Raw genomic sequence first — 26,751 nt, forward strand, 5'->3', positions numbered from 1 at the left:
GCGCACTATAGAAATGCATCAGCCCCACCGTCAAGGCGAGCCTGACGGGAAGAGCCTCTATATGTGGCGAATTTATCGATCAGGAGGGGGCTAAAAGCAGGCAAGGGAAGCGAAGGAAAGGAAGAAAGCCTTATCGCACGCACAGATGCGCCACAAAGTTAAAGTACTTTGTAAGCACAAATATCTTTTTGGACTTAGAGCGAAGGAAAGCGGAAGGAAAAGTCGGAGAGTCGATCTGTAAGCCGGGTTCTGTCGAGGACAGCCATTCCTCTACGACAGCCATCACTGACTGCCTCTAGCAACCTACCCGGATCCAGCGCGGGCCACGCCAATGGATCCCTATTTGGTCTTGCTCCAAGTGGGGTTTACCTAGCCACGGACTGTTGCCAGCCGTGCGGTGCGCTCTTACCGCACCTTTTCACCCTTACCGGCGCCGAAGCGCTTAGGCGGTTGTTTTCTGTGGCACTTTCCGTAGGCTCACGCCTCCCAGGCGTTACCTGGCACTTCGCCCTATGGAGCCCGGACTTTCCTCCCTCCCACTCTGAAACAGAGCGGAACAGCGACTGTCCGATCGACTCTCCGGGCGCAAGAGTATCGTTGCCGGTGGGCGACCGCAACCTGATATCACGCGATGGCGACAGGAGCATCCACGGCATAAACCGTGATGCTCGAGGCTCAATCGTTTTTCTTCGTTTCCAGCGCGATCTGGTAAAGCAGGTTCTTGCGCACACCGGTGATTTCCGCCGCCAGCGCAGCGGCGCGCTTGACCGGCAGTTCACCCAATAGCAACTCGAGTACCCGCCGCGCCTGGCCATCCACCGCTTCGTCACCTTGCGGCGCCTGCCAGCCGCCAACCACCAGCACGCACTCGCCCCGCCGCTGGTTGCCGTCAGCCTCGACCCAGGCACGCAACTGCGCCAACGGCAGCCCTTTGAGGGTCTCGAAGGTCTTGGTCAGCTCTCGCCCCAGCACCGCCGGACGCTCGGCGCCGAAAACGGCTTCGAGATCCATCAGGCATTCCAGGATACGGTGGGGCGCCTCATAGAAGATCAGCGTTCGCGGTTCTTCCTTGAGCTGCTCGAGACGCGTGCGCCGCCCTGCCGCCTTCGCCGGCAGAAAGCCCTCGAAAACGAAACGATCCGAGGGCAGCCCCGCTGCCGACAGTGCAGCGATCAAGGCACAGGCACCGGGCAGCGGTACCACTCGAACACCCGCCGCACGCGCCTGCCGGACCAGGTGGTAGCCAGGATCGGAAATCAGCGGCGTGCCGGCATCGGAGATCAGTGCCACATCCTCACCCGCCTGCAAGCGGCTGAGGAAGCGGCCGCCCTGATCCCGCTCGTTGTGCTCATGGCAGGCCGCCAGGGGCGTAGTGATACCGAAATGCTGCAACAGGCGCGCCGAATGCCGGGTATCTTCCGCGGCGATCAGACTCACCTCCGCCAATACCCTCAGCGCCCGCGCGCTGATGTCTTCCAGATTGCCGATTGGCGTGGCGACCACGAAGAGGGTGCCGGTGACGGAATTCACGACATCTTGCACAGTCACATCGGCTACCTCGAACACGGAAAGTGCGCATTGTAGCCCGTTTGGCCGCCGCAACATCGCCGCCCCGGTATCGCTTGGGTACAATCGCCCCTCGCTCGCGTTTTCAGGAATGACCTCATGCCGGCTCGTTTATGCCCGATCATCCTCATCTGCCTTGCCGCCTTACTGGCAGCTTGCGCCAGTTCGCCGACATCCACTCTTGGCGAATTGCCACGCACGCCCCAGGCGACAACGCAACAGCTGCTGGAGCAGGCCGACAGCAGCGATCCGCAGAAAGCCGCGCTGTTGCGCCTTTCGGCATCCGACCAGAGCTTCCAGCAAGGCGACCTGGCCAAGTCTCGGGAAATTCTCGCCCTGGTGCCGCTCGAGCAACTGCCACCGGCGCAGCAGATTTTCGCCAGCACCCTGCGGGCCGAACTGGCTCTCGCCGCGAACGATCCTCAACAGGCCTTGCAAGCGCTACAGCACGTCGCCTTCGAGCGGCTTGGCGAATTGCCCGTCGAGCAGCAGGTACGCAGCCAGCTCGTCAGCGCCAAGGCGCTGGAAGCCAGTGATCAGCCCCTCGCCGCCGCCCGCGAACGTATCTTCATCGCGCCACTGCTGAGTGGCGAAGAGGCGCAGAGCAACCACGAAACCATCTGGCGACTGGTCTCCGGGCTGCCGGTAACCACCCCTCAGGACTCCACCGATCCCGATCTCTCCGGCTGGCTGGCATTGGCTCGCTCGGTAAAACAGGCCGGCACCCTTGGCCAGCAACAACGGGCCATCGATAATTGGGTCCAGCAGAATCCACAGCACCCGGCCGCACAGCAGCTGCCAGAACCGCTGGTCATGCTCCGCGAACTGGCAGACCGCCCACTGACACATGTCGCCTTGCTGCTGCCGATGGACGGCCCGCTGGCCGGCGTGGCACGCGCGCTGCGCGACGGCTTCCTGGCTGCCCATCTGCAGGCACACCCCGAGGGCTCCGAGCTGCAGATCGAGTTGTACGACAGCACGCGCCTCGGCTCGCTAGACACCTTCTACCGACAGGCACAGGCCGCGGGCGTGCAACTGGTAGTCGGCCCCCTGGAAAAGAACCTGGTGCGCCAGCTCAGCGAGAAGGACGAACTGCCCATCACCACCCTTGCGCTGAACTACAGCGACGCGGGCCAGACTACCCCTCCTCAGCTGTTCCAGTTCGGCCTGGCCGCCGAGGATGAAGCACGCGAGGTTGCACGCCGTGCCTGGGCCGACGGTCATCGCCGCGCCATCGCCCTGACGCCTCGCGGCGAATGGGGTGCACGCGTGCTCGACGCCTTCCGGCGCAGCTGGGAAGAAGCCGGCGGCACGCTGGTGGCCGCGCAGGCGCTGGCGGAACCGGTGGAAATGGCCAACCAGATCGCCAGCATCCTGCAGATTCGAAACGGCGAAAGCCGCAGCCAGAGCACCGACGGATCGGCAACCCAGCCCACACGCCGCCAGGACGTGGACTTCCTGTTCCTTGCCGCCACGCCGCAGCAGGCCCAGCAGGTCAAACCCACATTGATCTTCCAGTACGCAGGCGACCTGCCGGTTTACGCCACCTCTCATCTGCACGCGGCCAACGAGAACCGCAGCCAGTACCTGGACCTGGAAGGCATCCGCTTTGCCGAGACCCCCTGGCTGCTCGACCCTCAGCTACCGCTACGCCAGCAGGTGGAGCGCCAGTGGCCTCAGGCCGGCGGCAGCCTTGGCCGCCTCTACGCGATGGGTGCCGATGCTTATCTGCTGGCTCCGCGCCTGAACCAGCTGCTGGCGCTGCCAGACACCCAGCTCGAAGGCATGTCCGGCGTGCTCACCCTCAACCCGGCACAGCGTATCGAACGACAGCTGCCATGGGCCGAGTTCCAGGACGGCGAAGTCCACAGCCTCACGGATTATCCCGTTGAGTAAAGACAGCCGGGACAGCGGCCGGACTGCCGAGGAGTTCGCCGAGGGTTATTTGCAGCGTCAGGGCCTACGCCTGCTCCAGCGTAACTGGACATGTCGCTGCGGAGAGCTCGATCTGGTCATGCTCGATGGCGATACAGTAGTATTCGTCGAGGTTCGTTACCGCCGCTACCGCGCCTGGGGTGGCGCCCTGGAAAGCGTCGACCTGCGCAAACGGCAGAAGCTGATCAAGGCCGCCCAGCTGTTTCTTCAGCAGGAAAGCCGCCTGGCGAAGCATCCATGCCGCTTCGATGTCATAGCCATTGGCCAGGCCGGAAAAGAGCAGGAGCCGAACTGGATCCGCAACGCTTTCGACAGCTGACAGGCAATCGCGTCCAACGTCGTTTTTGCCCACATCAACCTCAACCGTTCGCTTACGGCACGCCCCGCGAGGCCTGCCCGTCACCTTGAAGGTCAGATACCGATGGACATGCAAACCCGTATTCGCCAGCTTTTCCAGGCCAGCATCGAAACTAAGCAACAGGCGATGGAAACGCTCGCCCCAAGTATCGAACAGGCCGGACAGGCCATGGTCAATGCCCTGCTCAGCGAAGGCAAGATTCTGACCTGCGGCAACGGCGGCTCCGCGGGCGATGCGCAGCATTTCTCATCCGAGCTGCTCAACCGCTTCGAACGCGAGCGCCCCAGCCTGCCCGCCATCGCACTGACCACCGACAGCTCCACGCTGACCTCGATAGCCAACGACTACAGCTACAACGAGGTCTTCTCCAAGCAGATTCGCGCCCTGGGCCAGCCCGGCGACGTGTTGCTGGCGATCTCCACCAGCGGCAATTCCGCGAATGTCATCCAGGCGATCCAGGCCGCGCATGACCGGGAGATGCTGGTGGTGGCGCTGACTGGTCGTGATGGCGGTGGCATGGCTTCGCTGCTACTGCCCGAAGACGTCGAGATTCGCGTGCCGGTCAAGGTCACGGCGCGCATCCAGGAAGTCCACCTGCTCGCCATTCACTGCCTTTGCGACCTGATCGACAATCAACTGTTCGGGAGTGAAGAATGATACCGGCCCGCTTTTCCATCGTCGCGCTGGCGCTGTGCCTGGCAACCACCGGTTGCAGCTCGGTTTTGACTGCAGCCCGGGACGAGCCCATCAACGACAACCGTGGCACCCGCACCATCGGCAGCAAAATCGACGACTCGCTGATCGAAACCAAGGCCGCCGTGAACATCGCCAAGGCCCACCCGGATCTGGACAAGGCATCGCATATCGTGGTGGCCAGCTACAACGGCGTTGTGCTGCTGGCGGGTCAGACACCGCGGGAAGAGCTCAAGCAGCTCGCCGAGCAGACCGCGAGCGCGGTGCAGCGGGTCAAGCGGGTGCATAACGAGCTGCAGGTCCTGCAGCCCTCTTCCGCCCTGGCCCGCAGCAACGACTCCTGGCTGACCACCAAGATCAAGACGCAGATGCTGACGGACCAGAACGTCCCCGGCTCGCGAATCAAGGTCATCACCGAGAACGGAATCGTCTATCTGCTGGGCCTGGTTACACGCCAGGAAGGAAACCGGGCGACCAGCCTGGTTCAGGGCGTATCGGGCGTCCAGCGCATCGTCAAACTGTTCGAATACATCGATTGACACCGTCGACTGGAGCGTCGCGACAGGCTCATGCCTTGTCGCACCTCCAGCGCCGCCACGCCACGTTACTTGACGACCTTGAGACTTGGGCGGCCGGCCGGGCGATTGCCTTCACCTTCCGGAACAGGGCCATCTCCGTCGGGCGTGTCTTCGGGCGGTGTTGGCTCGATCTCGAATACCATTCCCTGGCCATTCTCACGCGCGTAAATCGCCATCACCGCCGCACAAGGCACATGCAGATTGTGCGGCACGCCGCCGAAACGCCCATCGAAACTGACGGCATCGTTACCCAGCTGCAGGTTACGCACCGCACCGGGCGCCACGTTGAGCACGATCTGGCCGTCGCTGACGAAACCCGGCGGCACCTGCACACCGGGATACTCGGCATTTACCAGCATGTGCGGCGTGCATTCGCTGTCGACGATCCACTCATACAGCGCGCGAATCAGATAAGGGCGACTTGACGTCATGAGGGCCTCTCTTGGCGCATATCGCGCTCAACGGCGGAAAGACTGGCCTGGAAGGCCGCACGCGCGAAATTGCGTTCCATGTAGTCGAGCATCGGCTTGGCCGCACCCGGCAACTCGATGCCGAGTCTGGGCAAACGCCAGAGGATAGGCAACAGGCAGCAGTCGACCAGACTGATTTCTTCGCTCATGAAATAGGCCATCTCGGCGAATATCGGCGACACCCCGGTCAGGCTCTCCCGCAGCTCCTTGCGCAACTGCAGCCGAATCGAGTCGCTGGTGCGGCTGTCGCCGATGCGATCGACCAGGGCGCACCAGTCGCGCTGGACGCGGTGCATCAGCAGGCGCGTATTGGCACGCGCCACCGGATAGACCGGCAATAACGGCGGGTGCGGATAACGCTCCTCAAGATACTCGGTAATCACGTTGGGCTCGTAGAGCGCCAAGTCACGATCCACCAGGGTAGGCACGCTGGAATACGGGTTCACCTCAGCCAGCTTGATCGGGCAGTGACCAGGCTCCACGTCGATGATATCGACACTGACGCCTTTCTCGGCGAGCACGAAACGCACGCGATGGGAATAGTGGTCGGCGGGATCGGAATAACAGGCCAACCTGTTGGTTGCGGCCATGGCCCCTCCTCACTTGAATTATCGAATAGCAGAAAAAAGCGCGCGCCCATGAGGGCGCGCGCGATGTACCACGAAACAGCGGTCTGTCAGTGCACGTCTTTCCAGTACTCGCGCTTGAGCAAGTAGGCAAACACGAAGAAGACGGCAAGGAACAGCAGCACGTAAGTGCCGATACGCTGGCTTTCCAGTTTCACCGGGTTGGCGGAGTAGGCCAGGAAGGTCACCAGATTCTTGATCTTCTCGTCGTACTCGGCCTCGCTCAGCGTACCGGTACCCGGCTCGATGATTTTCTGATCACAAGCTTCCTGAGTGATCGGCGTACCGGTCAACGGATCGAACTGCTTGCGACCATTCTCCACCACCTGAACCTGGGTGCACCCAACGATGCGGTTACCTTGCAACGGAGCGAGCACATGCGGCATGCCCACGTTCGGGAACACTTCGTTGTTGACGCCGTAGGGACGCGCCGGGTCGACATAGAAGCTGCGCATGTAGGAGTACAGCCAGTCGTTGCCGCGCACGCGCGCAACCAGAGTCAGATCCGGCGGAGCAGCGCCGAACCAGCCCTTGGCGTCCTGGGGCTCCATGCCGATGCGCATGTGGTCGCCGATCTTGGCATCGCTGAAGACGACATTATCCATCATCACTTCAGGCGGAATGCCCAGGTCGGTGGCGACGCGCTCGTAACGCTGGAACTTGGCGCTATGGCAGCCCATGCAGTAGTTGGCGAATGTCTTCAGGCCATCCTGCATGGCAGCCTTGTCGGTCAGGTCGATATCGACCTTGTCGAGCTCTACTGCCGGGCCTGCTGCAAAGGAGAAGGCCGGCAGAATTGCAAGAATCAATGCAGCAAATTGCTTTTTCATCAGCCATCCACCCTTTGCGGAACCACTTTGGTCTTCTCGATCTTGGTGTAGAACGGCATCAGGATGAAGTAGCCGAAGTAGATAGCTGTACAGATCCGCGATACCAGTGTGCGCTCAGGCGTCGGAGACAACACGCCAAGCACGCCGAGAATGATGAAAGAGATGCAGAACACCACCAGCGCGACCTTGCTCATCCAGCCCTTGTAGCGCATGGACTTAACCGGGCTGCGATCCAGCCACGGCAGGACGAACAGCACCGCGATGGCACCACCCATGGCGATGACGCCGAGCAGCTTGTCCGGGACGGCACGCAGAATCGCGTAGTACGGGGTGAAGTACCAGACCGGCGCGATGTGCTCTGGTGTCTTCAGCGCGTTGGCTTCTTCAAAGTTCGGCTTCTCGAGGAAGTAACCACCCATTTCCGGGAAGAAGAACACCACGGCACAGAACACGAACAGGAACACCACCACACCGACGATGTCTTTCACCGTGTAGTAGGGATGGAACGGAATACCGTCGAGCGGCACGCCGGCTTCATCCTTGGTTTTCTTGATGTCCACACCCAGCGGGTTGTTCGAGCCGACCTCATGCAGCGCCAGGATATGCAGCACCACCAGACCGAGAATCACTATCGGCAGGGCAATCACGTGCAGAGCGAAGAAGCGGTTCAGGGTGATGCCGGAGATCAGGTAGTCACCGCGAATCCACTGCGTCAGGTCACCGCCGATTACCGGAATGGCACCGAACAGCGAGATGATTACCTGGGCACCCCAGTAGGACATCTGACCCCAGGGCAGCAGATAGCCCATGAACGCCTCGGCCATCAGCGCGAGATAGATCATCATGCCGAAGATCCACACTAGCTCGCGCGGCTTCTGATAGGAGCCGTAGAGGATGCCGCGGAACATGTGCAGATACACCACCACGAAGAACGCCGAGGCTCCGGTGGAGTGCAGATAACGCAGGATCCAGCCGTACTCCACGTCGCGCATGATGTACTCGACGGAGGCGAAGGCGCCTTCGGCCGAAGGTTCGAAGCTCATCGTCAGCCAGATACCGGTCAGGATCTGGTTGACCAGCACCAGCAGTGCCAGGGAGCCGAAGAAGTACAGAACGTTGAAGTTCTTGGGCGCGTAATACTTGGACAGATGGTCTTCCCACATCTTGGTGGCGGGGAAGCGGGCATCAACCCATTCCATGAACTTGCTCATCAGGCGCTCTCCTGGTCCACACCGATGATGATCACATCATCCGTCTCGTACGAGTGCGGGGGTACTGGCAGGTTCAAGGGAGCCGGCTGCCCCTTGTAGACACGGCCAGCCATGTCGTATTTCGAGCCATGGCAGGGGCAGAAGTAACCACCCAGCCAGTCTGCGCCCAGATCGGCGGCGGCCACTTCCGGACGATAAGAAGGTGCACAGCCCAGGTGCGTGCAGAGCCCGACCAGGATCAGCAACTCAGGCTTGATCGAGCGGAACTTGGGATCGACATAAGCCGGCTGCTCCGATGCCTCGGACTGCGGATCGGCCACTGCGCCCTGGAGCTTGTCCAGGCCAGCCAGCGTCTCCTCGGTACGACGCACGACAAACACCGGCTGCCCGCGCCATTCGGCGACCATCTGCTGCCCCGGTTCAATCTTGCTGATATTTACCTTCACCGGTGCACCGGCCGCCTTGGCCTTGGCACTTGGGAACCACGATCCCACGAACGGGACCGCGGCACCCACCGCTCCTGCAGCACCCACCACCGAGGTGGCAGCCACAAGGAAGCGACGCCGGCCAGCATTCACGCCGTCATTGCTCATTCAGTCGTCTCCCATCAGTTTCTTATGACCCACCGAAGGCAGGCCTGTACTACGTAAAATTGGGCCGCGAAAAATTCGCCAAATGGTAAAGAAAACCCCCTTTAAAGACAAGGCAATAAGCCGATACAAACCCGCCCAAAGCCGCGTAATGCGGGCTTCAGGCGGCGCGACAAGCTGTCGCAGGAATAAATCCAACGCATAAAAAAACGCCCAGTCTCGTTGCAGAACTGGGCGTTTTTTTGTGAAGCGGAATTAGCGCTTCGAGTACTGCGGACGCTTACGCGCTTTGCGCAGACCAACCTTCTTACGCTCGACTTCGCGGGCATCGCGAGTAACGAAACCGGCCTTGCGCAGTGCAGGACGCAGCGTTTCGTCGTATTCCATCAGCGCGCGAGTGATGCCGTGGCGGATTGCGCCAGCCTGACCACTCACACCACCACCGAGAACGGTGACGTAGACGTCGAACTTCTCACCGGTTTCAGTCAGCTCAAGCGGCTGACGAACAACCATCCGAGCAGTTTCACGACCGAAAAAGTTATCCAGCTCGCGGTTGTTGATGGAGATCTTGCCAGTACCCGGGCGCAGGAAAACGCGCGCGGTTGCAGTCTTGCGACGGCCAGTGCCGTAATTTTGAGTCGCCGACATAATGAACTATTCCGTTAAATCTTCAGTTCTTGGGGCTGCTGAGCGGCGTGCGGGTGAACAGCACCCTTGTACACCTTCAGCTTACGATACATGTCGCGACCCAGCGGGTTCTTCGGCAGCATGCCTTTTACCGCGGTCTCGATCACACGCTCGGGCGCCTTGGCGATCAACTTTTCAAAGCTGATCGACTTGATGCCACCCGGGAAACCGGAGTGGGAGTAATAAATCTTGTCGGTGGTCTTGGCACCGGTAACACGCACTTGCTCGGCATTGATCACGACGATGTAGTCGCCGGTATCAACGTGAGGAGTGTATTCCGCCTTGTGCTTGCCACGCAGGCGGCTAGCGATTTCGGTTGCCAGACGACCCAGGGTCTGGCCGGCAGCGTCGACGACAAACCAGTCGCGCTTGACGGTTTCCGGTTTAGCAGTAAAAGTCTTCATTCGATATAGCCTCAGGGGCCGCCCTGAAAATAAGACGGCGAATCTTACTGAATGGTGCTCGCCCTGGCAAGCCGGGGCAGCCGGAAACAGACGCTATCGGGGGCTCGGGTCAGCGCGTCCGCCACGGCAGTGGTTTGGTAGGCTAGGCATCCCCTACCGATGTTGTTGCGTCGACAGGCTAGGCATCCCTGGCGACAGGCTGCGGAATTATCCCGATTGAGAGAAAAATAGCAAGCGACTTCGGGCTGCGAAGCGGCGTAATGCCGCCGCATGGCTGTATATTCCTCGGCCCCGTGAACCATATTGGCGGTTTACAGTCGAGCGACTACGCACAAATCGCACCAACAGCCTCAGCCCAGCCCCGCCATCACCTCATCGGCACAAGGATCTTCCATGGAACAGCGTCAACTCGGCCGTACCGACCTGCGCGTCAGCGCGCTCTGCCTGGGCACCATGACCTGGGGCGAACAGAACGATGAAACCCAAGCCTTCGCCCAGCTCGATCGGGCCAAGGCTGCGGGCGTGAACTTCATCGACACCGCCGAAATGTATCCTGTGCCGCCCCGCCCTGAAACCTACGCGACCACCGAACGCTACATCGGCAACTATCTCAAGGCCCGCGGCGGCCGCGCGGACTGGATCATCGCCAGCAAGATCGCCGGCCCCGGAAACGGGATCACTCATATCCGCGACGGCCAGCTGAAAATGGACCGTCGGCACATCACCGCTGCCCTGGATGCCAGCTTGCAGCGATTGCAGACGGACTGGATCGACCTCTACCAGCTGCATTGGCCCGAGCGAAACACCAACTTCTTCGGCCAGCTAGGCTACCGTCATCGGGATGAGGAGTTCACCCCTCTCGAGGAAACCCTGGAGGCGCTCGACGAACAGATCAAGGCCGGCAAGATTCGCCACGTCGGCCTTTCCAACGAAACCCCCTGGGGCGCCATGAAGTTTCTACAGCTGGCGGAATCGCGCTGCTGGCCTCGAGCGGTCTCCATCCAGAACCCTTACAACCTGCTGAACCGAAGCTTCGAGGTAGGGCTGGCCGAAATCGCCATGCGCGAACAATGTGGATTGCTTGCCTATTCGCCACTGGCGTTCGGCATGTTGAGTGGCAAATACGAAGGAGACGCACGCCCTGCCAACGGACGGATCACGCTATTCAGCCGGTTTGCCCGCTACAGCAACCCACAGGCTCGGACAGCATGCTCGCGCTACGTTGCACTGGCACGCGAGCATGGTCTCGACCCGGCCCAGATGGCCCTGGCCTATGTGACGCAACAACCCTTCGTGACCAGTAACATCATCGGCGCAACCAACCTCGAACAACTGGAGAACAACCTCGCGAGCCTGCAGGTACAGCTGTCCGAGGGCGTGCTGGAAGCCATAGAAGCCATCCATGTCGAACAACCCAACCCGGCACCCTGATAGCGCCTTCCGATTGGGAATGAGTAATACGCATCATCACAAGGCCCGGGCCAGTCGCAACATGATTACGACCTGGCCACCGATGAAAATGAAAAAGGAGCAGCAGTGATTTCTGCCGAACTACTGGCCCCGTCCAGCATTTACACGGGCTGGTTCATTTATGGCCTCGCGCTGATCTGGGCGACCCTGCGCGCCCCATGGGTCGAACTATTCAGCGACAGCCGTCGCCAGCACATCCTGTTCGCCACCATTCTGGCCATATTCATTCTATGGCTGGTACGGCGCGACTTCGAGTCAGGCCTGTCCTTTCACTTCATCGGACTGACCGCCGTCACGCTACTGCTGGACTGGCCGCTGGCGATTCTCGCCGCCTTCCTGGCGCAGCTGGGGCTGACCGTGACCGGGCACCAGCACCTGCTGGCGCTAGGTATGAATGGTGTACTGCTGGTATTGATTCCGGTCGCGGTAACGGAAGCCTGCGCACAGCTGGTCGAGCGCAAACAGCCACGCAACCTGTTCGTGTTCATCTTCTTTTCCGGCTTCTTCCCGGCCGCGCTCGCCACCCTTCTTTGTGTGCTGGCCTCGCTGGTCGTGCTGTTGGTCGACGGTCGCTACCCGATGCCACCCTGGCTGGACGACTTCGCAGGCTACATATGGCTGATCATGTTCCCCGAAGCCTTCATCAACGGAACCGCCATCAGCGCATTGGTGGTCTATAAACCGGAGTGGCTGGAAACCTTCAACCGTAGCCGTTATCTGCAGGCGCCGTGGAAGGATGAGGAGTGGTGAGAAAACAGGATGACTTACTACTCCTCAACGTCTCATCTGCCCTCATACGCATCTGCACCTAAAGCCTGCTTTTTTCAAGCTGAACAAAGCACTTCGCTTCCAGCTTCAACTGCATAAAGGTTCGACGCCTCGGGCTTTTAAATCATCCATCCTGAAGGGCCAAGTATTTTTTTATATTATCAGCATTCTTGTAAGCACAGGTGACTACTCTACCCTCTTCCAAGTAAACCCCCTCGTAGCAGTTCTGCAGCGCGGCACTCGGATGATCTCCTGGAAAAAAATTCAACGATAACGTATCCCCTTCCAAAATAATGGGGAGCTCCATTACCGAGTATGAATACCCCTCAAAAAGCCGATTTGAAACCACGGTCTTCGTCAGCACGAACATGGACCTTCCAGCTCTGCCGGCGGATTTCCACTTGAAAAAAAACACTGAAGAAATCTGATCGCCCTCCACCTTCCAAACATACTTGAGGTCAGGAGCCAGCGGCCGCACTTGGATATAGTAAATCTCACCAGACGCCACGTGGTCATTTTTTATGCTCTCTTTGAAGTTATTCTTCAAAAATACAACAACTATCTTTTTATCCCGCTCAGAAACCACCACTGAAGGATGGAACTCTTCGACATAACGCGAATCACTACCAACTGCTATAGCATCTACCATTACAAAAAAACCGATTAGAAGAGCAAGAACCTGCTTATACATCCTTGAAAACCTCCTCAACCTCAAAAATCCTCTTAAAATTTTCTCTACGCTTCCCATAGCTATCAGTAGCCTCGTTTATTATTCTAGTTATTGCATCTACAACCGACCCATCAGATCCCTTATCAGCCTCGACGAACAAACTATTAGACATCCAGAAGTAGATACCAGAGCGAACCACATACTTATAGTCCTCATGCAACAGATCAGGATTCTGGACAAAATCCACATCCTCACCCCAAAAACTTTTATGGTAATTTTTAAAATCAGAATAATTGCTTTTAAAAGTTAGATGCTTCAGGCCTCGCCCCCTGTAGCGCCAGCCATCGCCAGATGCAATATCGCCATTATCGTACCTACTAGCATATGCTCTGTTCGCGATAGCCATTTGATTCTCTACCGATACAAATCTACCCCTTCCCGCATATCCATAAGTGCTTGCTTCTTCTGGGTTTAACCTGAAATACCTGAAAGTACTTTTCAAACCCTCCGGGCTATATGTGAAATCTTCAACCACTCTGCATTTAGACCCGATTTCTTGTCGTACCTGCGAAAAGAAGTGGCTCAACCTCAAGGCTGTATCTAGCTTGTATTTTTCACAATCCGCATTGATCTGGCTAGCTATTTCACCCAGCAACTCGTCCGCCTCATCGGTATCTTGCAAGCCTTCAAAAACCTTTTTAAGCATTTCAATAGTTATATTTATTCTACCAACCTTAATAAAACTCCCAACTAATGATACTGCCTGAAAATGCCACGCCTTACCTTCTTCATCCACTCCGTGCTTCCCCGCTAACTCCCCCCACCAGCTCAGCTTCTCAATCCGATTCTTTTCCACTTCCCAAACAGCGTTCTCTTGTCCGCCCTCATCTGCCAAAAGTCGATCAAGCTCATCCCATTTGGCCTTGTTCCAGAACCATTCGCTTTCATAACGAGTAATCAGTTGTCCAAGTACCTGCGCCTGCCAAGGTTTCTTCAAGGCAGCGCGCATTTCGTTGCCGGTCAACACGCTATCCTTGTCGTTATCGACGATTTCGTAGAGCCTAGCGAGCGACATGATGGGACCGCCATCGGCCTTGCTGATCTGGGCGCGGTAGTTGTGCTGCTCATCTGTATCCAGCAAGCCTCTGGCATTAAGGGTATAAGCCAGCTTTTCTAGAGGAGTACCGGTGTCTTCGATCCACTGAAAATCCAGCCATTCCCAAGGGCTATGCCGGGTAGTGATCAGGTCTTGCTCAGCGAGCCAGCCGTCGATGGGATTGCCATTTTCGTCAGCGAACAATCCATCCAATCGCCACCAGTAGGTTGTGCTAGGCGTGGAGCTACTTTCCACGGGTGTTTTGACTTGGATCTTGTTCGCTGCCGGCAAGCCATCCAGAAGGGCCTGGGGGATTATCAGGTCGACGCCGATCTGGCTGCCGCTGTCGCTCAGCTTGGGTGGGTTGTCCGCCTTGATGTCGTCGCGGTGAGCAATCAGTTTGCTGGCGCCTTTATGGACTTTAAGCAAGGTTTTCTGACTGTCCGGCAATCTGCTGGCCCAGGCTCGGCTTCGGCCGATGAAGCCGGGCACGTCGTCGCAACTGAACACCTCAAGGTGAACCAGGGATTGGGCTGCACTGTTGTGGTTCTGGTAAATCCCAGGGTGGCCGATCAGTTCACCGGCCTTGATGGGAATCCCTTGTTCAAGCATGACCACTTGATCCGTGGCCTCAGGTTCTTTTTGCGCCTTGAGATATTTGGAGGCGAGATAACCCGGAAGCTCCCCATCTTCCCCTGCGACAAGTGCAGGATTCGTCGTGCCACTCGGCACTGCTACCAGCTTGCAGTATTCGCCATCCCGGATACCGATTCTGACCTGGGTGCCGTTGGCCAGCCTGGTAACTTCCGCTCCGCTTCGACTGGGTTGACTGCGGACGATCAAATCATCGCCTTGCGTGTCGACGACATAGGTATCGCCTCCCCAGAATACCGGCCGAGGCAAATGCGGCTTGGCTCGGTAACCCGCCCAATCCTGCAAATGCATATAGAGGCTGTAAAGCGTCAGTACAGGCGGCGTTTGTTCGCTGGAAGAAGCCCCCGCTGCATTGGCCGGCAGCGGCGGATGCAGGCTGTGCTTGACCAATACGAACCCCGTCGAGAATGCGGCTCGATTGATGCGAGGAACCTCATCGACAAACTCACTAAGCGGATAGCTCTCATCGATACGGTAAGCAATCACCTCGCCATCGGCGATACAGCGTACGCTCGATTGATCGAAAGCACCGGCGGTGCCCTGGTCGAAATGTACACCACCGTGCCATAGGCCATTCTCGCCGGTCGGATAGTAGCCACCCTTGGCCTTCGCCATATGGGTCAAGTATTGCAGTGGGTCGACTTCCGTCCCCTTGCCGGGAAACGGATAAGCCCAGTTGATTGGTCTGTCTTCGGCCATGTGATACGTCCTGATCCTCTGCCTGCAAGCGGCAGTTCGCGCTTGTCCCTGCTTAACCGGAGAAGTTGAGCATCCGTTTACGCTTCGCCAGCGTACTGGCCGACTCATTCGGTTGCGCCTGCTCCAGCACTTCCCCCGCCCTGTCGCTATCGGCGATGCCCGGCGGCAGCGGCGACTTGATGCCGATACCCGAGCCTCTACCCGGTGCGCCGCCAGCGTTGATCCTGGCCAGCGGGCCGCTGATGGTGATGCCGCCCGGATCGAGCTTGACGAAGCTGCCGCCGGCCTTGAGGGTCAGTTCGATACCGGCTTCGATGACTATTTTCTGCCCGGCCTTGAGGTGGATCTCACGACCGGCCCTGGTCAGTTGTGCACTGCCCAACTGGACGTGCTGATCGATGGCTACGGTCAGGTGGTCCTGCGGCTTGATTTCCACCTTGCGCTCGCCAGTCACGGTCAGGTGTTCCTCTGCACGAAACTCGCTGTAGCTGTTGGCCTCGACGGTGTCATGACGCTCGTGGCCGACGCGGATCTTCTGATCGTGCTGGATGTTCTGGTCCCAGTCTCGCTGGGCATGAACATAAATCTGCTCGGCGCCCTTCCTGTCCTCGACGCGCAGCTCGTTGTAGCCCTCGCCGCCGGGGCTGCTGAGGGTCTTGAAGACGCTGCGGGTCTTGTTCGCCGGCAGTTCGTAGGGCGGAACATGTTCGGCGTGATACAGGCAGCCGGTGACCAGCGGCTGGTCGGGATCGCCTTCGAGAAAGGTGACCAGCACTTCCATACCGACGCGTGGAATGGCGATGCCGCCATAACGGTCGCCGGCCCAGCTGCTCGATACGCGCAGCCAGCAACTGCTCTTGTCATCCGTCTGGCCTTGGCGGTCCCAATGAAACAGGACCTTCACGCGGCCGTACGCATCGCAGTGGATTTCCTCCCCGGCAGGGCCCGTGACGATCGCGGTCTGGCTGCCTAGCACCTTGGGTTTCGGATAATCGAATGGCGGGCGATAAGGTAGCTCCCAGGGGGTGGCAGTGAAGTGGTTGCGGTAGCCTTGGGTGAATGCTGCCCCCTCTCCCACAAGGGGAGAGGGAGCTTGAATGTGCGAGCCTGGAGAAAGAGTGATCGACTCTTCCAGCACCTGCGGCTGTTTGCCTTCATGGATGACTTCATTGAGCAACCAGAGGTCGTTCCATTCCCGGCGGGGGTGTTCGGAGATTTCCAGGAGATGACCAGCGACCAGGTTGGGCTGGTCACTGCGGCCATCGGCGAGTCGGTAGTCGCTGCGATGGCGTTCGAGATTGCGCTGTGAGAGGTACTTGCCGCGAGTACGGTCGGTAAAACGGCCGGGATAGTCGTAGTCCTCCAGATCGGGCTGAGCAGCTTGGGGATTCTGTTCGCCCTGGCTGGCAGCCTTCATCAGCAGGCGGGGTTTCTCGAAATCGTAATCGCGGCGCGACACCCGAGTGGGACGGGTCTCCACGCGCACGCCGAAACTTTTGATCACCGGCTCGTCGGCAACCAGGCCACTGTCCTGAACATAGGCTGTCGGTTGACCGAGGCGCGGGAAACTGGTCTGGTCATCACCGAACACCAGCACATGCCCTTCGGCGCTGTGCTCGAAGTGGTAATGGATGCCCTCTTCCGCGCATAGACGCTGGATGAAGTGCAGATCGGTTTCGCCGTACTGCACGCAGTATTGGCGCTCAGGGTATTGGGTCGGCCCCAGCTGAAAGCGATAACCATCGGCCTGGATGCCATTCGCCTCGAGCACCTGGGCGACGATCTGCGGCACGCTGAGGTGCTGGTGGATCTGCTGGTTGGTTCGATGGGCGAGATAGGCCAGCCGCGGCACAAGCACCAATCGGTAGCGGGTCAGACGCTTGCCGGATTGCCCCTGCGCGACACTATGGAGCTGGCCGTGAACACCTGCACCATCGGTTGTGAAGGCGAGAAAGGCCGACTGATGCAGAAGACTTTGCAGATCGATATCGTGGCGTTCGCTGACGACCTCCAACTCGAAGCGATAAGGCTGGCTGATCGCCTCGCGGCCACGGAACTGGAGCACCTTGAAGTCGTGCTCGACGCCCTCGATGCTCAAGTTGAAATGGCTTTCATTGGCCGGATCGAACATGGTGACCTTCCTTGTCATGCACGGCGGCCGAACCAGCGGCCGAAACGGGGAGATGCGGGATTGGCGCGAAACGCAGCCAGCAATGGCTCAAGGCTGTCACTGCGCTTGGCAACATCGAACGCCAGTCCCCTCTTGAGAACCTTCCAGACGGGAGCCGGCATACCGGCCGGCGCCGCCAAAGCCAGGCCCATGCCCTGCGCCTGCTTGGCGCTCAATCGCCGATAGGGATGCTGACCGTGGCACAACTCGTAGATAACGCACGCGACCGCATAGATATCCGTGGCCATGCTCAGCGCGCCACCATCGATCAGTTCCGGCGCGGCATAACGTGGCGTCCAGGCGCAGAAGCGGCTTCGCGCCAGTATCGGCACGCTCGCCTCGTCATCCCCGACGATTCGACCCAGGCCGAAATCGAACAGTCGGATGTTCCCATCGTCGAGCATCAGGTTGCCGGGCTTGATATCGCCATGCAGCACACCCTGCGTGTGGGCATAGGCCAGCGCTTCCAGCAGTGCCAGGGAGATTTCTCGCGCCTCGGCCCAAGGCAACCCCTGTGGATAGCGCAACAGCAGATGGTCCAGCGTGCAGCCCCTGAGCTGCTCCATGACGATGAAGGCACGCTCGCTGCCCCGATCGAGCTCGAAACTGTGGCAACGCACGATGTGTCGATGATGCAGGCGGACCGTCATGGCGAATTCACCATGCAGCAGCGCATTGCCGTCGGCGTACTCGGCGAACTCATCGCTCAAGGCTTTCAGCGCCACGAAGGGAGCGGGATCCCCCAGCTGCTCGCGGAGCAGATCGCACCCTCGATAGACCGCGCCCATGCCGCCGACGCCCAGCAGGCGTTCGATCTTGTAGCGTCCACACAGCACATCGGGCAGCGCCTTGAGCGGTTGGCGCGCTTGCGCTGGGCTCAACACTGAAGCCGATTCGGCAAAGGCGAAATAGGTCTGATCCGAAGCCAGCGCTTGCTCGCTCATCTCAGCTCCTCACCGACGAATCACTATCGCGCTGAGGTTGTCCCGCGCGGCGCCCTGCAGCGCCTGGTCGAATAGCCGCCGCAGGGCCAGCGGTGCCGAACCGAGGTTCAGCGCCGCGCCCAACTGATCGGGTGACAGGCTCTGGTAGAGACCGTCGCTGCAGAGCAGCAAGGCGTCACCGGGCAGAACGTCGAACTCGACGATATCCAGTTGCAGCGCTTCGCAGGCTCCCACTGCGCGGGTCAAGGCGTGCGCGCGGGGATGGCGGGCCGCCTCCTCGGCGCTCATTTGCTGCTCCTCGATCAGCAACTGGGCCAGCGAATGATCCCGGCTGAGTTGATACAGGCAACTGCTGCGCCAGAGGTAACAGCGACTGTCGCCAGCCCAGATGCAGGCAGCGCGATCATCCTCGGCCAGAAACACCACGACGGTGCTGCCCATCAGGCTGTCGGCCTGGCCGCAAGCCAGGGTCAGATCCTGGCCGAGTCTGCGGTTGAGCTCGTGCAGGCAACCACGTACCTGGGCCACGCGCTGCTCCAGCCCCCCCCCGTGAGGCAGCTCGGCCAGTGCTTCGACGATCAGCCGGCTGGCCAATGCACCATTCTGGTGGCCACCCATGCCATCGGCGACCACCCATAGCCCACGCTCGGGCAGATCGAGGAAGGCGTCCTCGTTGCGCGCCCGAACCTTGCCGGTGTCGGTGCGTGCGGCACTGCGCCAGGCGCTCGCGACTTCGCTCATGCCGGCTGCCTTCACAGTGTCGTCGGCAGTTTGAAGCCGCGCAGCAGGTCGATATCGAAGGGGTTCGGCGAACGCTGGCTGTGCAGCAGATAGTTGGCGCGCAGCCCACCGAGGTTGGCCTTGAGCATCAGCACATCGCGACCGCTGTGGTAGTCCACCTCCATCAGATCGAGCAGACGGAACAGCGACCAGGGGCCGGTGTTCTTCTCGATGCCGACACGCCGGCCACCCAGCTCTTCGACCACCAGGCTGGTGCGTCCTTCGTCGCCCTCGGCCGGCCAGCGGAATGCAGTCTGCACGATCGGCCCGTGACGGTATTCCATCTGCTGCTTGCCGAAGCGGAAGTCTGCCCGACCAAGGCTGGAATCCAGCGAATACGGTTCCAGCTTGAACAGGATCAGCGGCTCGTTGGGATTCTCCGTGAAGAAGCTGCGCCTAATGGTCTGCGCCCTGCCCATCTGCGCCAGGAATTCCTCGGACAGCGGCAGACCACGGCCATCGACACGACGCAGACGATACTGGCCCGCACTGCCGGTGACGAAAGGCTTCAGGTAACGGTCGAAGAAGCTGTCGGCGGTGCCCTGCGCCTTGAAGAATTCGCGGAAGTCGGCGAGCGCAACGTCGCTTTCGCTGTGCGCATTGAATGGATAGCGCTGGCGCAGCGAGCCACCGTAGGCGGCGTACAGCTCGCTGCGATAACGCTGGTTGAGGTAGTGGTAGGCATCGCTGAGCACCAGCATCCAGCTGTCTTCAGCGAGCAGCCCGAGCCACTTTCCAACCGGCTGCGGCAGGCGTCCGGCGCTGCTGCGCACCTGGTTGATCGCATCAGGCTGGCCAGCCATACGGGCACGGGCCATCTCGAACGCAGCCTGTTCCGGCGCACTGGCATGCGCCAAGCCGGTCAGTTGCCGATGCAGCGCATCCAGTGCCTGAAGCGCGCTGGCCAGCTCGGGGCCGGCGCCGCCCGCTTCATCGAGCAAGCGATGCAAGGGTTCGAAGCGTCGCTCCAGGGCCTTGCGTGCAGTATCAGGCAGGTTCCTGAGCAATGCGGCCTGCGCCTGTTCCGCGGCGACGGCAGCCAGCTTGCCGGCCTTCCCAAGTTTGCCGCCTGCGGCCTGGGCCGCTTCAGCTGCCTCTCCAGCCTGATCGGCCGCTTCAGCAAGGCCGCTGAAGCGCGTGTTCTCGCGTATTTCCACCAGCAACTGCAGCAATGGCGAGTTGGCAGCCGTCAGATCGGCCAGTTGCAGCGCGCCTTCAGCAGCCGTGTTGGCCGGCTGCAGGTTGAGCTGCGCCAGTGCTTCGCTCCAATGGTTGGCATAGTCGCGGAAATAGAGCTGCTCCATCTCCACCATCAATCGGCTCAGGTCCTTGGCGCTGAGACTCTCGCCCTCGCCCAGTACCCAGTTGTCGCGCAGGATCTCCCGCACCAGATCCGCCCCCTGGGCGACGAACATCCGTTGATAGCCGCGCTGGGTATAGAAGCCGGGAACCGGATAATCACTGCCGATGAACTGCGACGCCTGCGAGCCGAGGCGCTGGCTCAGACGGTAATCCGGCAGGCTGCGAGCCTGCTCGCGAAGCATGCGATAGACGACGTTGGCCAGCGATTCGCTGCGCAGCTGCGTACGTGCCTGCGCGACCAGTTGCTCGTTCAGCGGATAGGGTGCGAACGACTCCTCCAGCAGGCGAGCGAAATGGCTGTTCAACCCGTTCTGGGCGACGCCGTTACCGGCATAACGCAGTGACCAGTCGGCAGCGACCCAATCCTTGAGATAGTCGGCGTCACGGCGTTGCTCCAACTGCAGCATCAGGTAGGCTCGCAGGCTGCCGAGCAGACGCTCGCGGTCATCCAGGTTGGCCCGTATCTGCGCTTCCAGCTGGCGTCCGACACGTGGCAACAGCAGCGCTTCCAGTTCACGGCGGTAGGCCTGATGCAGCGTCGGCTCGACCTGCTCGCCCTGGTACAGGCCACCGCGACGCAGCCAGGAAACCTCATTCCTGGGCGGAAAGACCTGGGTGGCAGCATAGCTGCTGTCGAGCGTCTTGAGGGTCTGCAGCGCATCGTCCTGCGGTTCGATGGCCTGGCGCTGCTGGCCGAGCGCCTGGGCAATCTCGCGCAACTGTTCGAGCCGATCATGGTTACCGGAGAAATTCAGCGCCCAGCCCAGGCCGAACACCGCCATGCAAGCGAAAGCCGCGGCGTACAGCGAACGCTGGCGCCAGTCGATACGCCGTACTTCGCGCTGGTCGAGCCCGGCCAGTTCGGCCTCGGGAAAGATCACGCGACTCAGCAGCTGGTTGATAAACCGAGCGCGGCCGCTGCGGAAGGTGGGCAGAGCGCTGCCGGCCAGGCCGATGCTGCGTCCGATACCGGCGGTCAGCGGATCGAGGCTGTCCTGCAGTTGCGGTGCGCTGGTCAGGTAGAAGCCGCGTAGCTGGCTGGCGCGCTGGTAGCGATTACCGGCGAAGGCCAGTTCGATGAACAGACCGAGGCGTTCGCCTATCTGTCCCAGTTGATGAGGGAAGTCGAGGATTCGCCCACGGCGCTGGGTATCGCGCTCCTGGTGCATGCGCAAAATTACCTGGCTGTTGAGGCGGCGCAGCAGCTCCTCGAACTCCTGGCGCACGACCTGGGCCTCGGTACCCTTCTGTTGCTGGCGGAAACTGACACCGAGCACCTGATCGCTTTCTTCGCGAGACAGCTGGTCGAAGAACTCTTCGAAGCCGAGGATGCGGTCGGCCTTGCTCAAGACCAGGTACACCGGCACGTCGATGGCCAAGCGCTGATGGATCTCATGCAGTCGCTGCCGGAACTGGCGAGCCAGGTTCTCCAGCTCGAGTTCGTTGTCGCCCAGCAACAGCTCCACCGGAATGTTCACCAGCACGCCGTTGAGCGGACGGGCGCGTCGCTTGCGCAACAGGCCCAGCAAAATGTCCCAGGCGCTGCGGTCGATTTGCGCATCAGGCTGGGTCAGGTAGCGACCGGCCGTGTCGATCAGCACGGCGTGATCGGCGAAATACCAGTCCGCGTAGCGCGTGCCGGACACGTCCTTGGTCAGGCGCTGGTTCTCGCCACGGTTCAGCGGAAAATCCAGCCCGGAGAAATCCAGCAGGCTGGTCTTGCCGCTGCCCTGGGGACCGAGCAGCAGGTACCAAGGCAGCTCGTTGCGCCATTTTTCACTGCGTCCGCGATACAGGCTGGAGCTGCGCAACGTACGCAGCGCCTGCTTGAAACGATGGCGCAACTCCTGCTGTTCTTCACCGATCGCCCCATCTCGCCGCAGTTTTTCCTGGACGTCCTGGTCGTCTTCCTCCTTTTTCCTGCGAACCGTGGCACGCCAGCTGGCGAACACCATTGCCAGCCCCCAGATCAGGAACAGCGCGCTGATGGTCAACAGGCGGCTGGTGGCCGATTCCCAGAACTTGTGATCGTCGACCGCGAACAGCGGGCCGGCAAACCAGACCAGCAGCGCGACGATCAGCACCAGACACAGGCTCCAGACCCAGGTCTTGCGGAAAAAGGCGCCGAGCTTGGCGAAGAAAACCTTCATTTCAATTCATCCCTGAGGAAAGCTGTGAATCCACCGAGTCGGCATCCAGCGACTGGTACGGTTGCAGAACGGTCGAGCGCTGCTCGCTGAGCACCCAGGCGAAACCGCTGTACATCACCCCGAGACAAGCCAGGGTGAAAAGCCCCACCATCCACCACGGTACGATGCGCACCAGGCGCCGCCGCGTGTCTTTCAGCCCCTCCCAATGCGGCGACAGCTCGCGGGGCACATCGCCACGTATCTGGCGAATCTGCCGGTACAGGCTGTCACGTACGGCTTCCAGCTCGAGCATGCCGCGCGGCAGCACGCGGTATTTGCCTTCGAAGCCAAGCGACAGGCACAGATACAGCAGCTCCAGCATCGGCAGGTGCTTGACCGGATTGCGCGACAGGCGCTCGAGCAGCTGGAAGAACTTCTCCCCGCCAAAGGTCTCGTTGTGGAAGTTGCTCAGCAGGCTCATCTGCGACCATTCGCTCTCGTTGCCCCAGGGCGTGGTCACCACCGCCTCGTCGAGCACCGTGCAGAGCACATAACGGGCTGCCATCACCTGGCTGCTTTCACAGCCATCGTGCAACGCCCGGTGTTCGAACAGCTTGATCGCGCCGGTCAGTCTTGCGTGCAGCGCCTGGAAATCCTCGCCCTCGGGGCTGTGCTTGAGGCGCACCACTTCCGAAAGCAGCGACGAGGCCGCGGCCACCAGCGGGTTGAGACTGATGTTGAAGACTTCCGCCGGGCGCAGGCGAGCGGCATAGATCATCCGCTCCTCCAGCTGTTCGAATTTCGGTGGCACGGCAAAATCCGTCAGCGGGCTCTGCGATGCTTCTTCGCCACCGCGGTTGACGATTACCGTCTTGTCATCCTGCCCGTAGTCCATTTCTCTGATCATGTCGTCAATCCCTGACTGCCCAGAATTTCAGTTCGAGCCCGGTGAAGTCGCCGGACACATGGAAGGCGAAGCCGCCGGAGCGCTCCAGCTGGGCCTGGTCCTCGGGGCTGAGTTCCAGTGCGAAGTAGGTCTTGCCCGCATGGAAGGGGATCTGCCGTGGCGCCACCGGCAGCGGCTTGATCCTGATACCCGGCAGATGCAGGTTGACCAGTTGGCGAATGCGCTCCACCGGACCCACCTTCAGGTGGGCGGGCAGGCGCGTACGCAATTCTTCCGAATCGCACTGGGCGCTCGCCGCGAGCACGAAGGATGCCGAGCCGAGCAGCTTGTGGTCATGCAGCGGCGAAACCTGAATGCCGTACTGGCGCTGCTGCAGCAGCAACTCGATGGCATGCTGCTCGAGCACCATCGACAGCACCTGGCGAATCGCGTCCATCAGCTTGCGGAAACTCGCGCCTTGATCGCTGTGCTGGTAGCGGCTCTCCAGTCGCGGTCGCTTGCTCTCGCTGGAAAAGGTGGCCAGCTCGCCGAGCAGGCCCAGCAGCTCGCGATAGAGCTGCTCGGGATGAACCTGGTCGACACCGAGGTAGTGGCGCAGCACCGGTTCGTGGCGGTTGATCAGCTGCAGCATCATGAAATCGCCGACCTCCGCACCGCCCACCTTGCCGCTCGCCCTTATGCGCTCGGCAAGGGTATCGCCACGGTGCGCGAGCATGCTGATCACTTCCTTCAGGCAGGAGAGCAGGTAACTCGAGGCCTGGAAGTTGACGTAGGTAGGGATGAAGTCCGGATCCAGGCTGATCACCCCATCCGGCGTGGTGTCCATGATTTCGCAGAGCTTGAGCTTGACGTAGGCTTGGTCGTTCTCCTGTTCGCCGAGCAGCAGGCGAAAGTCCATGCGCCCGGTGCTGACCTGACTGCTGCCGCTATCCCCCGCGTTGGAATCGACCACTTCGGTATCGAAGGCGATATAGCGCGCCAGCACGTCCTTCTGTTCGGGGCGGCGGGTTTCGATGTGGTTGCCGGTCACCAACGGCAGCGCGAGATATACCGACGTGCTGCCGGTATTCGGCGGAATGTCCAGCCCCAGCGGCTCGCGCTGATCGCCCAGGTCGAACAGGCTGCCATCGGGGAGAATGCCGCTGGCCTGGCTGACGACCAGCTTGCCCATGTTCAGGAACTGGCGATCAATCTCCTGGGCGAAGAAGCCCCAGGCGTAATTGTTCAGCTTCTGCGTGCGAACCTTCAGCTGGTAATCGAAGTAGCGATCATTCTGCTGGAAATGCTGGGGGCGCAGCAGCATGCCTTCCTGCCAGACGACTTTATGCAGACTCATGCTCATTCCCCTTGTTCGGCAAGCGGATCGACCGGCTGGATGCCTTGCTCGTCCAGCCTCAACCAGGCGTGGGTGCGCTCACGCGGCTCCAGGGTCAGCACGTAGCGCCAGTTCGCTTCGGGCAGGTCGCGATAGGCGGCCAGCACGCCGACGTAACGGCTGCCCTCCTGCACCGTCAGTTTCAGGTCGCGGCTTTCGCCGGGGCGCAACTCGAGCTCTTCAAGCGCGACCAGATCCGGCGCCAGCGCTTCCTTGGGCCGCTGGTAAAGGGAGAAGAAATCGGCATTCTCGAAGGCGACCGGATGCTTGAGTTCGAGCAGACGCAGGACGATCGGCGAAGGCCGGCCGTTGAGGTCCGGATTGAGTCGATCACTGCCTTGCAGCGCAAGGTCCAGCTTGGTCAGGTCGGAAAAGGGTGACAGGGCCGAACAGCCGCTCAGAACGAGCAGCATCGCCAACATGGCGAGAGGGATACAGCGAGGCATGGTGGATCATCCTTGAACGGGGGAATCGAGTGTGGCGATCAGGCGTACCTGCTCTTCATACGCCTTGGCAAAATCCCGGGCGAACAGACGATCACTCCAATCGTCGTCCTGTCCGAGTGCCTGGTGCAGCTTGCGGTAAGCCCGCCAGCGGCTCGCCGCGGTGGCGAACAACGGTTTGTGGCCGTCACGCTCGTAGCGCAGCACCAATTGTTCCGGCGAGAACTGCTCGAACATCGCCTTGACAGCAGCACGGCTGGCCGCGAGCAGAGCCACCTGGTGGGCCTGAATGTCGCGGAACGCGCGACTGACGGCCTGTTCGGCCGATAACTGACCGGGCTTGCCGCCACGCAGCAGTGCGTTCAGGGCCTCGGCGCTGTCGACGCTATGCTTGAGCGGATTGTTGCCCGCGCTCTGCACGGTGGTCAGCGCCAACCGCAGCTCGTTCTTCAGTTCGCTCCGGGTACGCAGACTCTGCTGCAGGCTTGAAACGCTCTGCCTGAGCAAGCGCGCCGCATCGATGGCCATTGCTTCGCGGGCCGCCTCATCCATGCCATCCAGATCGATGCCCAGCGCCTCGCCGAAGCGCTCCCAGAAGGCCAGCGGCAGCTGTTCCGGCACGACTGCAGGAGCAGGCTCTGGCATGACCCGCGGTTCGACCAGCTCCGGCAGCGACAGGCTTTCCATATCGATGCGGGCATAGTCGCGCTGTGGGGTCTGCTGGCGCGGCGCGCCCAGGGCGAGATCGAGATCGTCGGTTTGCGCGTAGACGCGCTCCTGCTGATCCATGGCGATCAACGGGTCGAGATCCAGGAAAGCATCGTCGGGAATGACGCTACCGGCGGGTTGTGAGCGCCCGACATCTGCTTCGAACATGGACGGGGCCTGAATCAGCCGTGCCCGAATCTCGTAATCGCCGAGGCAGTACACGCTGCCATGCTCGATGCGTTGCGGCTGGCCCTTGGTCAGGCTGGCGCCGCTGTCCTTGAGCTGGATACCGTTGCTGCTGGTATCGGTCAGGAAGAAGGCGCCGTCACGATAGCTGACCGTCGCGTGGCGACCGGACAGTACGCGCTTGCGATCGGGCATCACCCAGTCGCACCCTTCCGCGCGCCCGATCACTCCACCGGACTGCCTGAATGCCTTGCTGGACTGCAGGCCTGGCGCGAACTGATGCGCGCCGACCACGTCGAAAACCAATTCCATGGCTGCTTCGCTCCCTGCGATCAGTTATTGCGATTCACTGCATGCGGATCGCCGAGCGGACGGTACTCGTCGTCGCTGAATTTGTAGTTACCGGAGCAAGCGGAGAGAGAGAAGATGGCGCCTAGAAAAA

24 protein-coding genes, 1 other RNA gene and 1 pseudogene are annotated in these 26,751 nt (G+C 60.5%); 6 read left to right on the forward strand and 20 right to left on the reverse strand.

The genetic code is table 11. The features are described from left to right. Positions 1–222 precede the first annotated feature (222 nt). Positions 223–579: RNase P RNA component class A (gene rnpB / locus EA795_RS09080), an RNA gene on the reverse strand. Between the two features lie 96 nt (positions 580–675). Beyond that, positions 676–1,548: a 16S rRNA (cytidine(1402)-2'-O)-methyltransferase gene (gene rsmI / locus EA795_RS09085; RefSeq protein WP_122076990.1), complete on the reverse strand. Its 873-nt coding sequence runs from the start codon at positions 1,546–1,548 to the stop codon at positions 676–678. A 117-nt stretch (positions 1,549–1,665) separates the two neighbouring features. Between rsmI and EA795_RS09090 the strand changes: the two genes are divergently transcribed. The 4 genes from EA795_RS09090 (at position 1,666) to EA795_RS09105 (ending at position 5,091) form a co-directional block, all read left to right on the forward strand. Continuing rightward, positions 1,666–3,462 (forward strand): penicillin-binding protein activator, encoded by a 1,797-nt coding sequence (locus tag EA795_RS09090; protein ID WP_122076762.1) that lies wholly within the window; start codon positions 1,666–1,668, stop codon positions 3,460–3,462. Continuing rightward, positions 3,455–3,820, forward strand: coding sequence for a YraN family protein (locus EA795_RS09095; RefSeq protein ID WP_122076765.1), 366 nt, complete (start codon positions 3,455–3,457; stop codon positions 3,818–3,820). The genes EA795_RS09090 and EA795_RS09095 overlap by 8 nt, the downstream gene beginning before the upstream one ends. Before the next feature lie 102 nt (positions 3,821–3,922). After that, positions 3,923–4,516 (forward strand): phosphoheptose isomerase, encoded by a 594-nt coding sequence (locus tag EA795_RS09100; protein WP_122076768.1) that lies wholly within the window; start codon positions 3,923–3,925, stop codon positions 4,514–4,516. Then, positions 4,513–5,091, forward strand: coding sequence for a BON domain-containing protein (locus EA795_RS09105; protein WP_122076770.1), 579 nt, complete (start codon positions 4,513–4,515; stop codon positions 5,089–5,091). The genes EA795_RS09100 and EA795_RS09105 overlap by 4 nt, the downstream gene beginning before the upstream one ends. Positions 5,092–5,156: 65 nt before the next feature. On the opposite strand, the gene EA795_RS09110 is transcribed toward EA795_RS09105, so the two are convergent. From EA795_RS09110 to rplM, 7 genes are all read right to left on the reverse strand, one after another. Continuing rightward, the gene (locus EA795_RS09110; RefSeq protein WP_058075619.1) at positions 5,157–5,561 is read right to left on the reverse strand and encodes a ClpXP protease specificity-enhancing factor; all 405 of its coding nucleotides are present in this window, start codon (positions 5,559–5,561) and stop codon (positions 5,157–5,159) included. Then, on the reverse strand, positions 5,558–6,190 hold the full coding sequence (locus EA795_RS09115; RefSeq protein ID WP_122076773.1) for a glutathione S-transferase N-terminal domain-containing protein: 633 nt from the start codon (positions 6,188–6,190) through the stop codon (positions 5,558–5,560). The genes EA795_RS09110 and EA795_RS09115 overlap by 4 nt, the downstream gene beginning before the upstream one ends. Positions 6,191–6,276: 86 nt before the next feature. Beyond that, positions 6,277–7,056 carry a cytochrome c1 gene (locus tag EA795_RS09120; protein WP_014851700.1) on the reverse strand — a complete coding sequence of 260 codons (780 nt, stop codon included), beginning with the start codon at positions 7,054–7,056 and terminating at the stop codon, positions 6,277–6,279. Beyond that, positions 7,056–8,267 carry a cytochrome b gene (locus EA795_RS09125; RefSeq protein WP_014851699.1) on the reverse strand — a complete coding sequence of 404 codons (1,212 nt, stop codon included), beginning with the start codon at positions 8,265–8,267 and terminating at the stop codon, positions 7,056–7,058. The genes EA795_RS09120 and EA795_RS09125 overlap by 1 nt, the downstream gene beginning before the upstream one ends. After that, entirely contained in the window at positions 8,267–8,860 is a 594-nt protein-coding gene (gene petA / locus EA795_RS09130) for a ubiquinol-cytochrome c reductase iron-sulfur subunit (RefSeq protein ID WP_014851698.1), read from the reverse strand. Before petA ends, EA795_RS09125 begins: the two co-directional genes overlap by 1 nt. A 252-nt stretch (positions 8,861–9,112) precedes the next feature. After that, entirely contained in the window at positions 9,113–9,505 is a 393-nt protein-coding gene (gene rpsI / locus EA795_RS09135) for a 30S ribosomal protein S9 (RefSeq protein WP_014851697.1), read from the reverse strand. A gap of 14 nt (positions 9,506–9,519) precedes the next feature. After that, positions 9,520–9,948, reverse strand: a complete 429-nt coding sequence (gene rplM / locus EA795_RS09140) for a 50S ribosomal protein L13 (protein ID WP_014851696.1) — start codon at positions 9,946–9,948, stop codon at positions 9,520–9,522. A gap of 393 nt (positions 9,949–10,341) precedes the next feature. Here rplM and EA795_RS09145 point away from each other — a divergent pair, with 393 nt between their 5' ends. Next, the gene (locus EA795_RS09145; protein ID WP_122076775.1) at positions 10,342–11,379 is read left to right on the forward strand and encodes an NADP(H)-dependent aldo-keto reductase; all 1,038 of its coding nucleotides are present in this window, start codon (positions 10,342–10,344) and stop codon (positions 11,377–11,379) included. Between the two features lie 105 nt (positions 11,380–11,484). Next, the gene (locus EA795_RS09150; protein WP_122076778.1) at positions 11,485–12,168 is read left to right on the forward strand and encodes an energy-coupling factor ABC transporter permease; all 684 of its coding nucleotides are present in this window, start codon (positions 11,485–11,487) and stop codon (positions 12,166–12,168) included. A 142-nt stretch (positions 12,169–12,310) separates the two neighbouring features. On the opposite strand, the gene EA795_RS09155 is transcribed toward EA795_RS09150, so the two are convergent. The 11 genes and pseudogenes from EA795_RS09155 to EA795_RS21625 all read right to left on the reverse strand — a co-directional run. After that, the gene (locus tag EA795_RS09155) at positions 12,311–12,877 is read right to left on the reverse strand and encodes a hypothetical protein (RefSeq protein WP_122076781.1); all 567 of its coding nucleotides are present in this window, start codon (positions 12,875–12,877) and stop codon (positions 12,311–12,313) included. Next, positions 12,870–15,305 carry a hypothetical protein gene (locus tag EA795_RS09160; RefSeq protein WP_122076784.1) on the reverse strand — a complete coding sequence of 812 codons (2,436 nt, stop codon included), beginning with the start codon at positions 15,303–15,305 and terminating at the stop codon, positions 12,870–12,872. Before EA795_RS09160 ends, EA795_RS09155 begins: the two co-directional genes overlap by 8 nt. Positions 15,306–15,357: 52 nt before the next feature. Continuing rightward, positions 15,358–17,436 (reverse strand): type VI secretion system Vgr family protein, encoded by a 2,079-nt coding sequence (locus tag EA795_RS09165; RefSeq protein WP_058078504.1) that lies wholly within the window; start codon positions 17,434–17,436, stop codon positions 15,358–15,360. A 14-nt stretch (positions 17,437–17,450) separates the two neighbouring features. Beyond that, entirely contained in the window at positions 17,451–18,419 is a 969-nt protein-coding gene (locus EA795_RS09170) for a serine/threonine-protein kinase (RefSeq protein ID WP_122076787.1), read from the reverse strand. 9 nt (positions 18,420–18,428) lie between these two features. Then, the gene (locus tag EA795_RS09175) at positions 18,429–19,160 is read right to left on the reverse strand and encodes a PP2C family protein-serine/threonine phosphatase (protein ID WP_122076790.1); all 732 of its coding nucleotides are present in this window, start codon (positions 19,158–19,160) and stop codon (positions 18,429–18,431) included. 11 nt (positions 19,161–19,171) lie between these two features. Next, on the reverse strand, positions 19,172–22,711 hold the full coding sequence (gene tssM / locus EA795_RS09180) for a type VI secretion system membrane subunit TssM (RefSeq protein WP_122076793.1): 3,540 nt from the start codon (positions 22,709–22,711) through the stop codon (positions 19,172–19,174). Position 22,712: 1 nt separating this feature from the next. Continuing rightward, on the reverse strand, positions 22,713–23,597 hold the full coding sequence (icmH, locus tag EA795_RS09185) for a type IVB secretion system protein IcmH/DotU (RefSeq protein WP_122076796.1): 885 nt from the start codon (positions 23,595–23,597) through the stop codon (positions 22,713–22,715). Between the two features lie 4 nt (positions 23,598–23,601). Then, entirely contained in the window at positions 23,602–24,933 is a 1,332-nt protein-coding gene (gene tssK / locus EA795_RS09190; protein WP_058078508.1) for a type VI secretion system baseplate subunit TssK, read from the reverse strand. A 2-nt stretch (positions 24,934–24,935) separates the two neighbouring features. After that, positions 24,936–25,418 (reverse strand): type VI secretion system lipoprotein TssJ, encoded by a 483-nt coding sequence (tssJ, locus tag EA795_RS09195; protein ID WP_122076799.1) that lies wholly within the window; start codon positions 25,416–25,418, stop codon positions 24,936–24,938. 6 nt (positions 25,419–25,424) lie between these two features. Continuing rightward, positions 25,425–26,621 (reverse strand): type VI secretion system-associated FHA domain protein TagH, encoded by a 1,197-nt coding sequence (tagH, locus tag EA795_RS09200; RefSeq protein WP_058078510.1) that lies wholly within the window; start codon positions 26,619–26,621, stop codon positions 25,425–25,427. A 20-nt stretch (positions 26,622–26,641) separates the two neighbouring features. Beyond that, positions 26,642–26,728: pseudogene (locus tag EA795_RS21625) on the reverse strand (type VI secretion protein); the annotation flags it as partial. Positions 26,729–26,751 lie beyond the last annotated feature (23 nt).

This window comes from Stutzerimonas nitrititolerans (genome assembly GCF_003696285.1).
GTDB classification, from domain to species: Bacteria; Pseudomonadota; Gammaproteobacteria; order Pseudomonadales; family Pseudomonadaceae; genus Stutzerimonas; species Stutzerimonas nitrititolerans.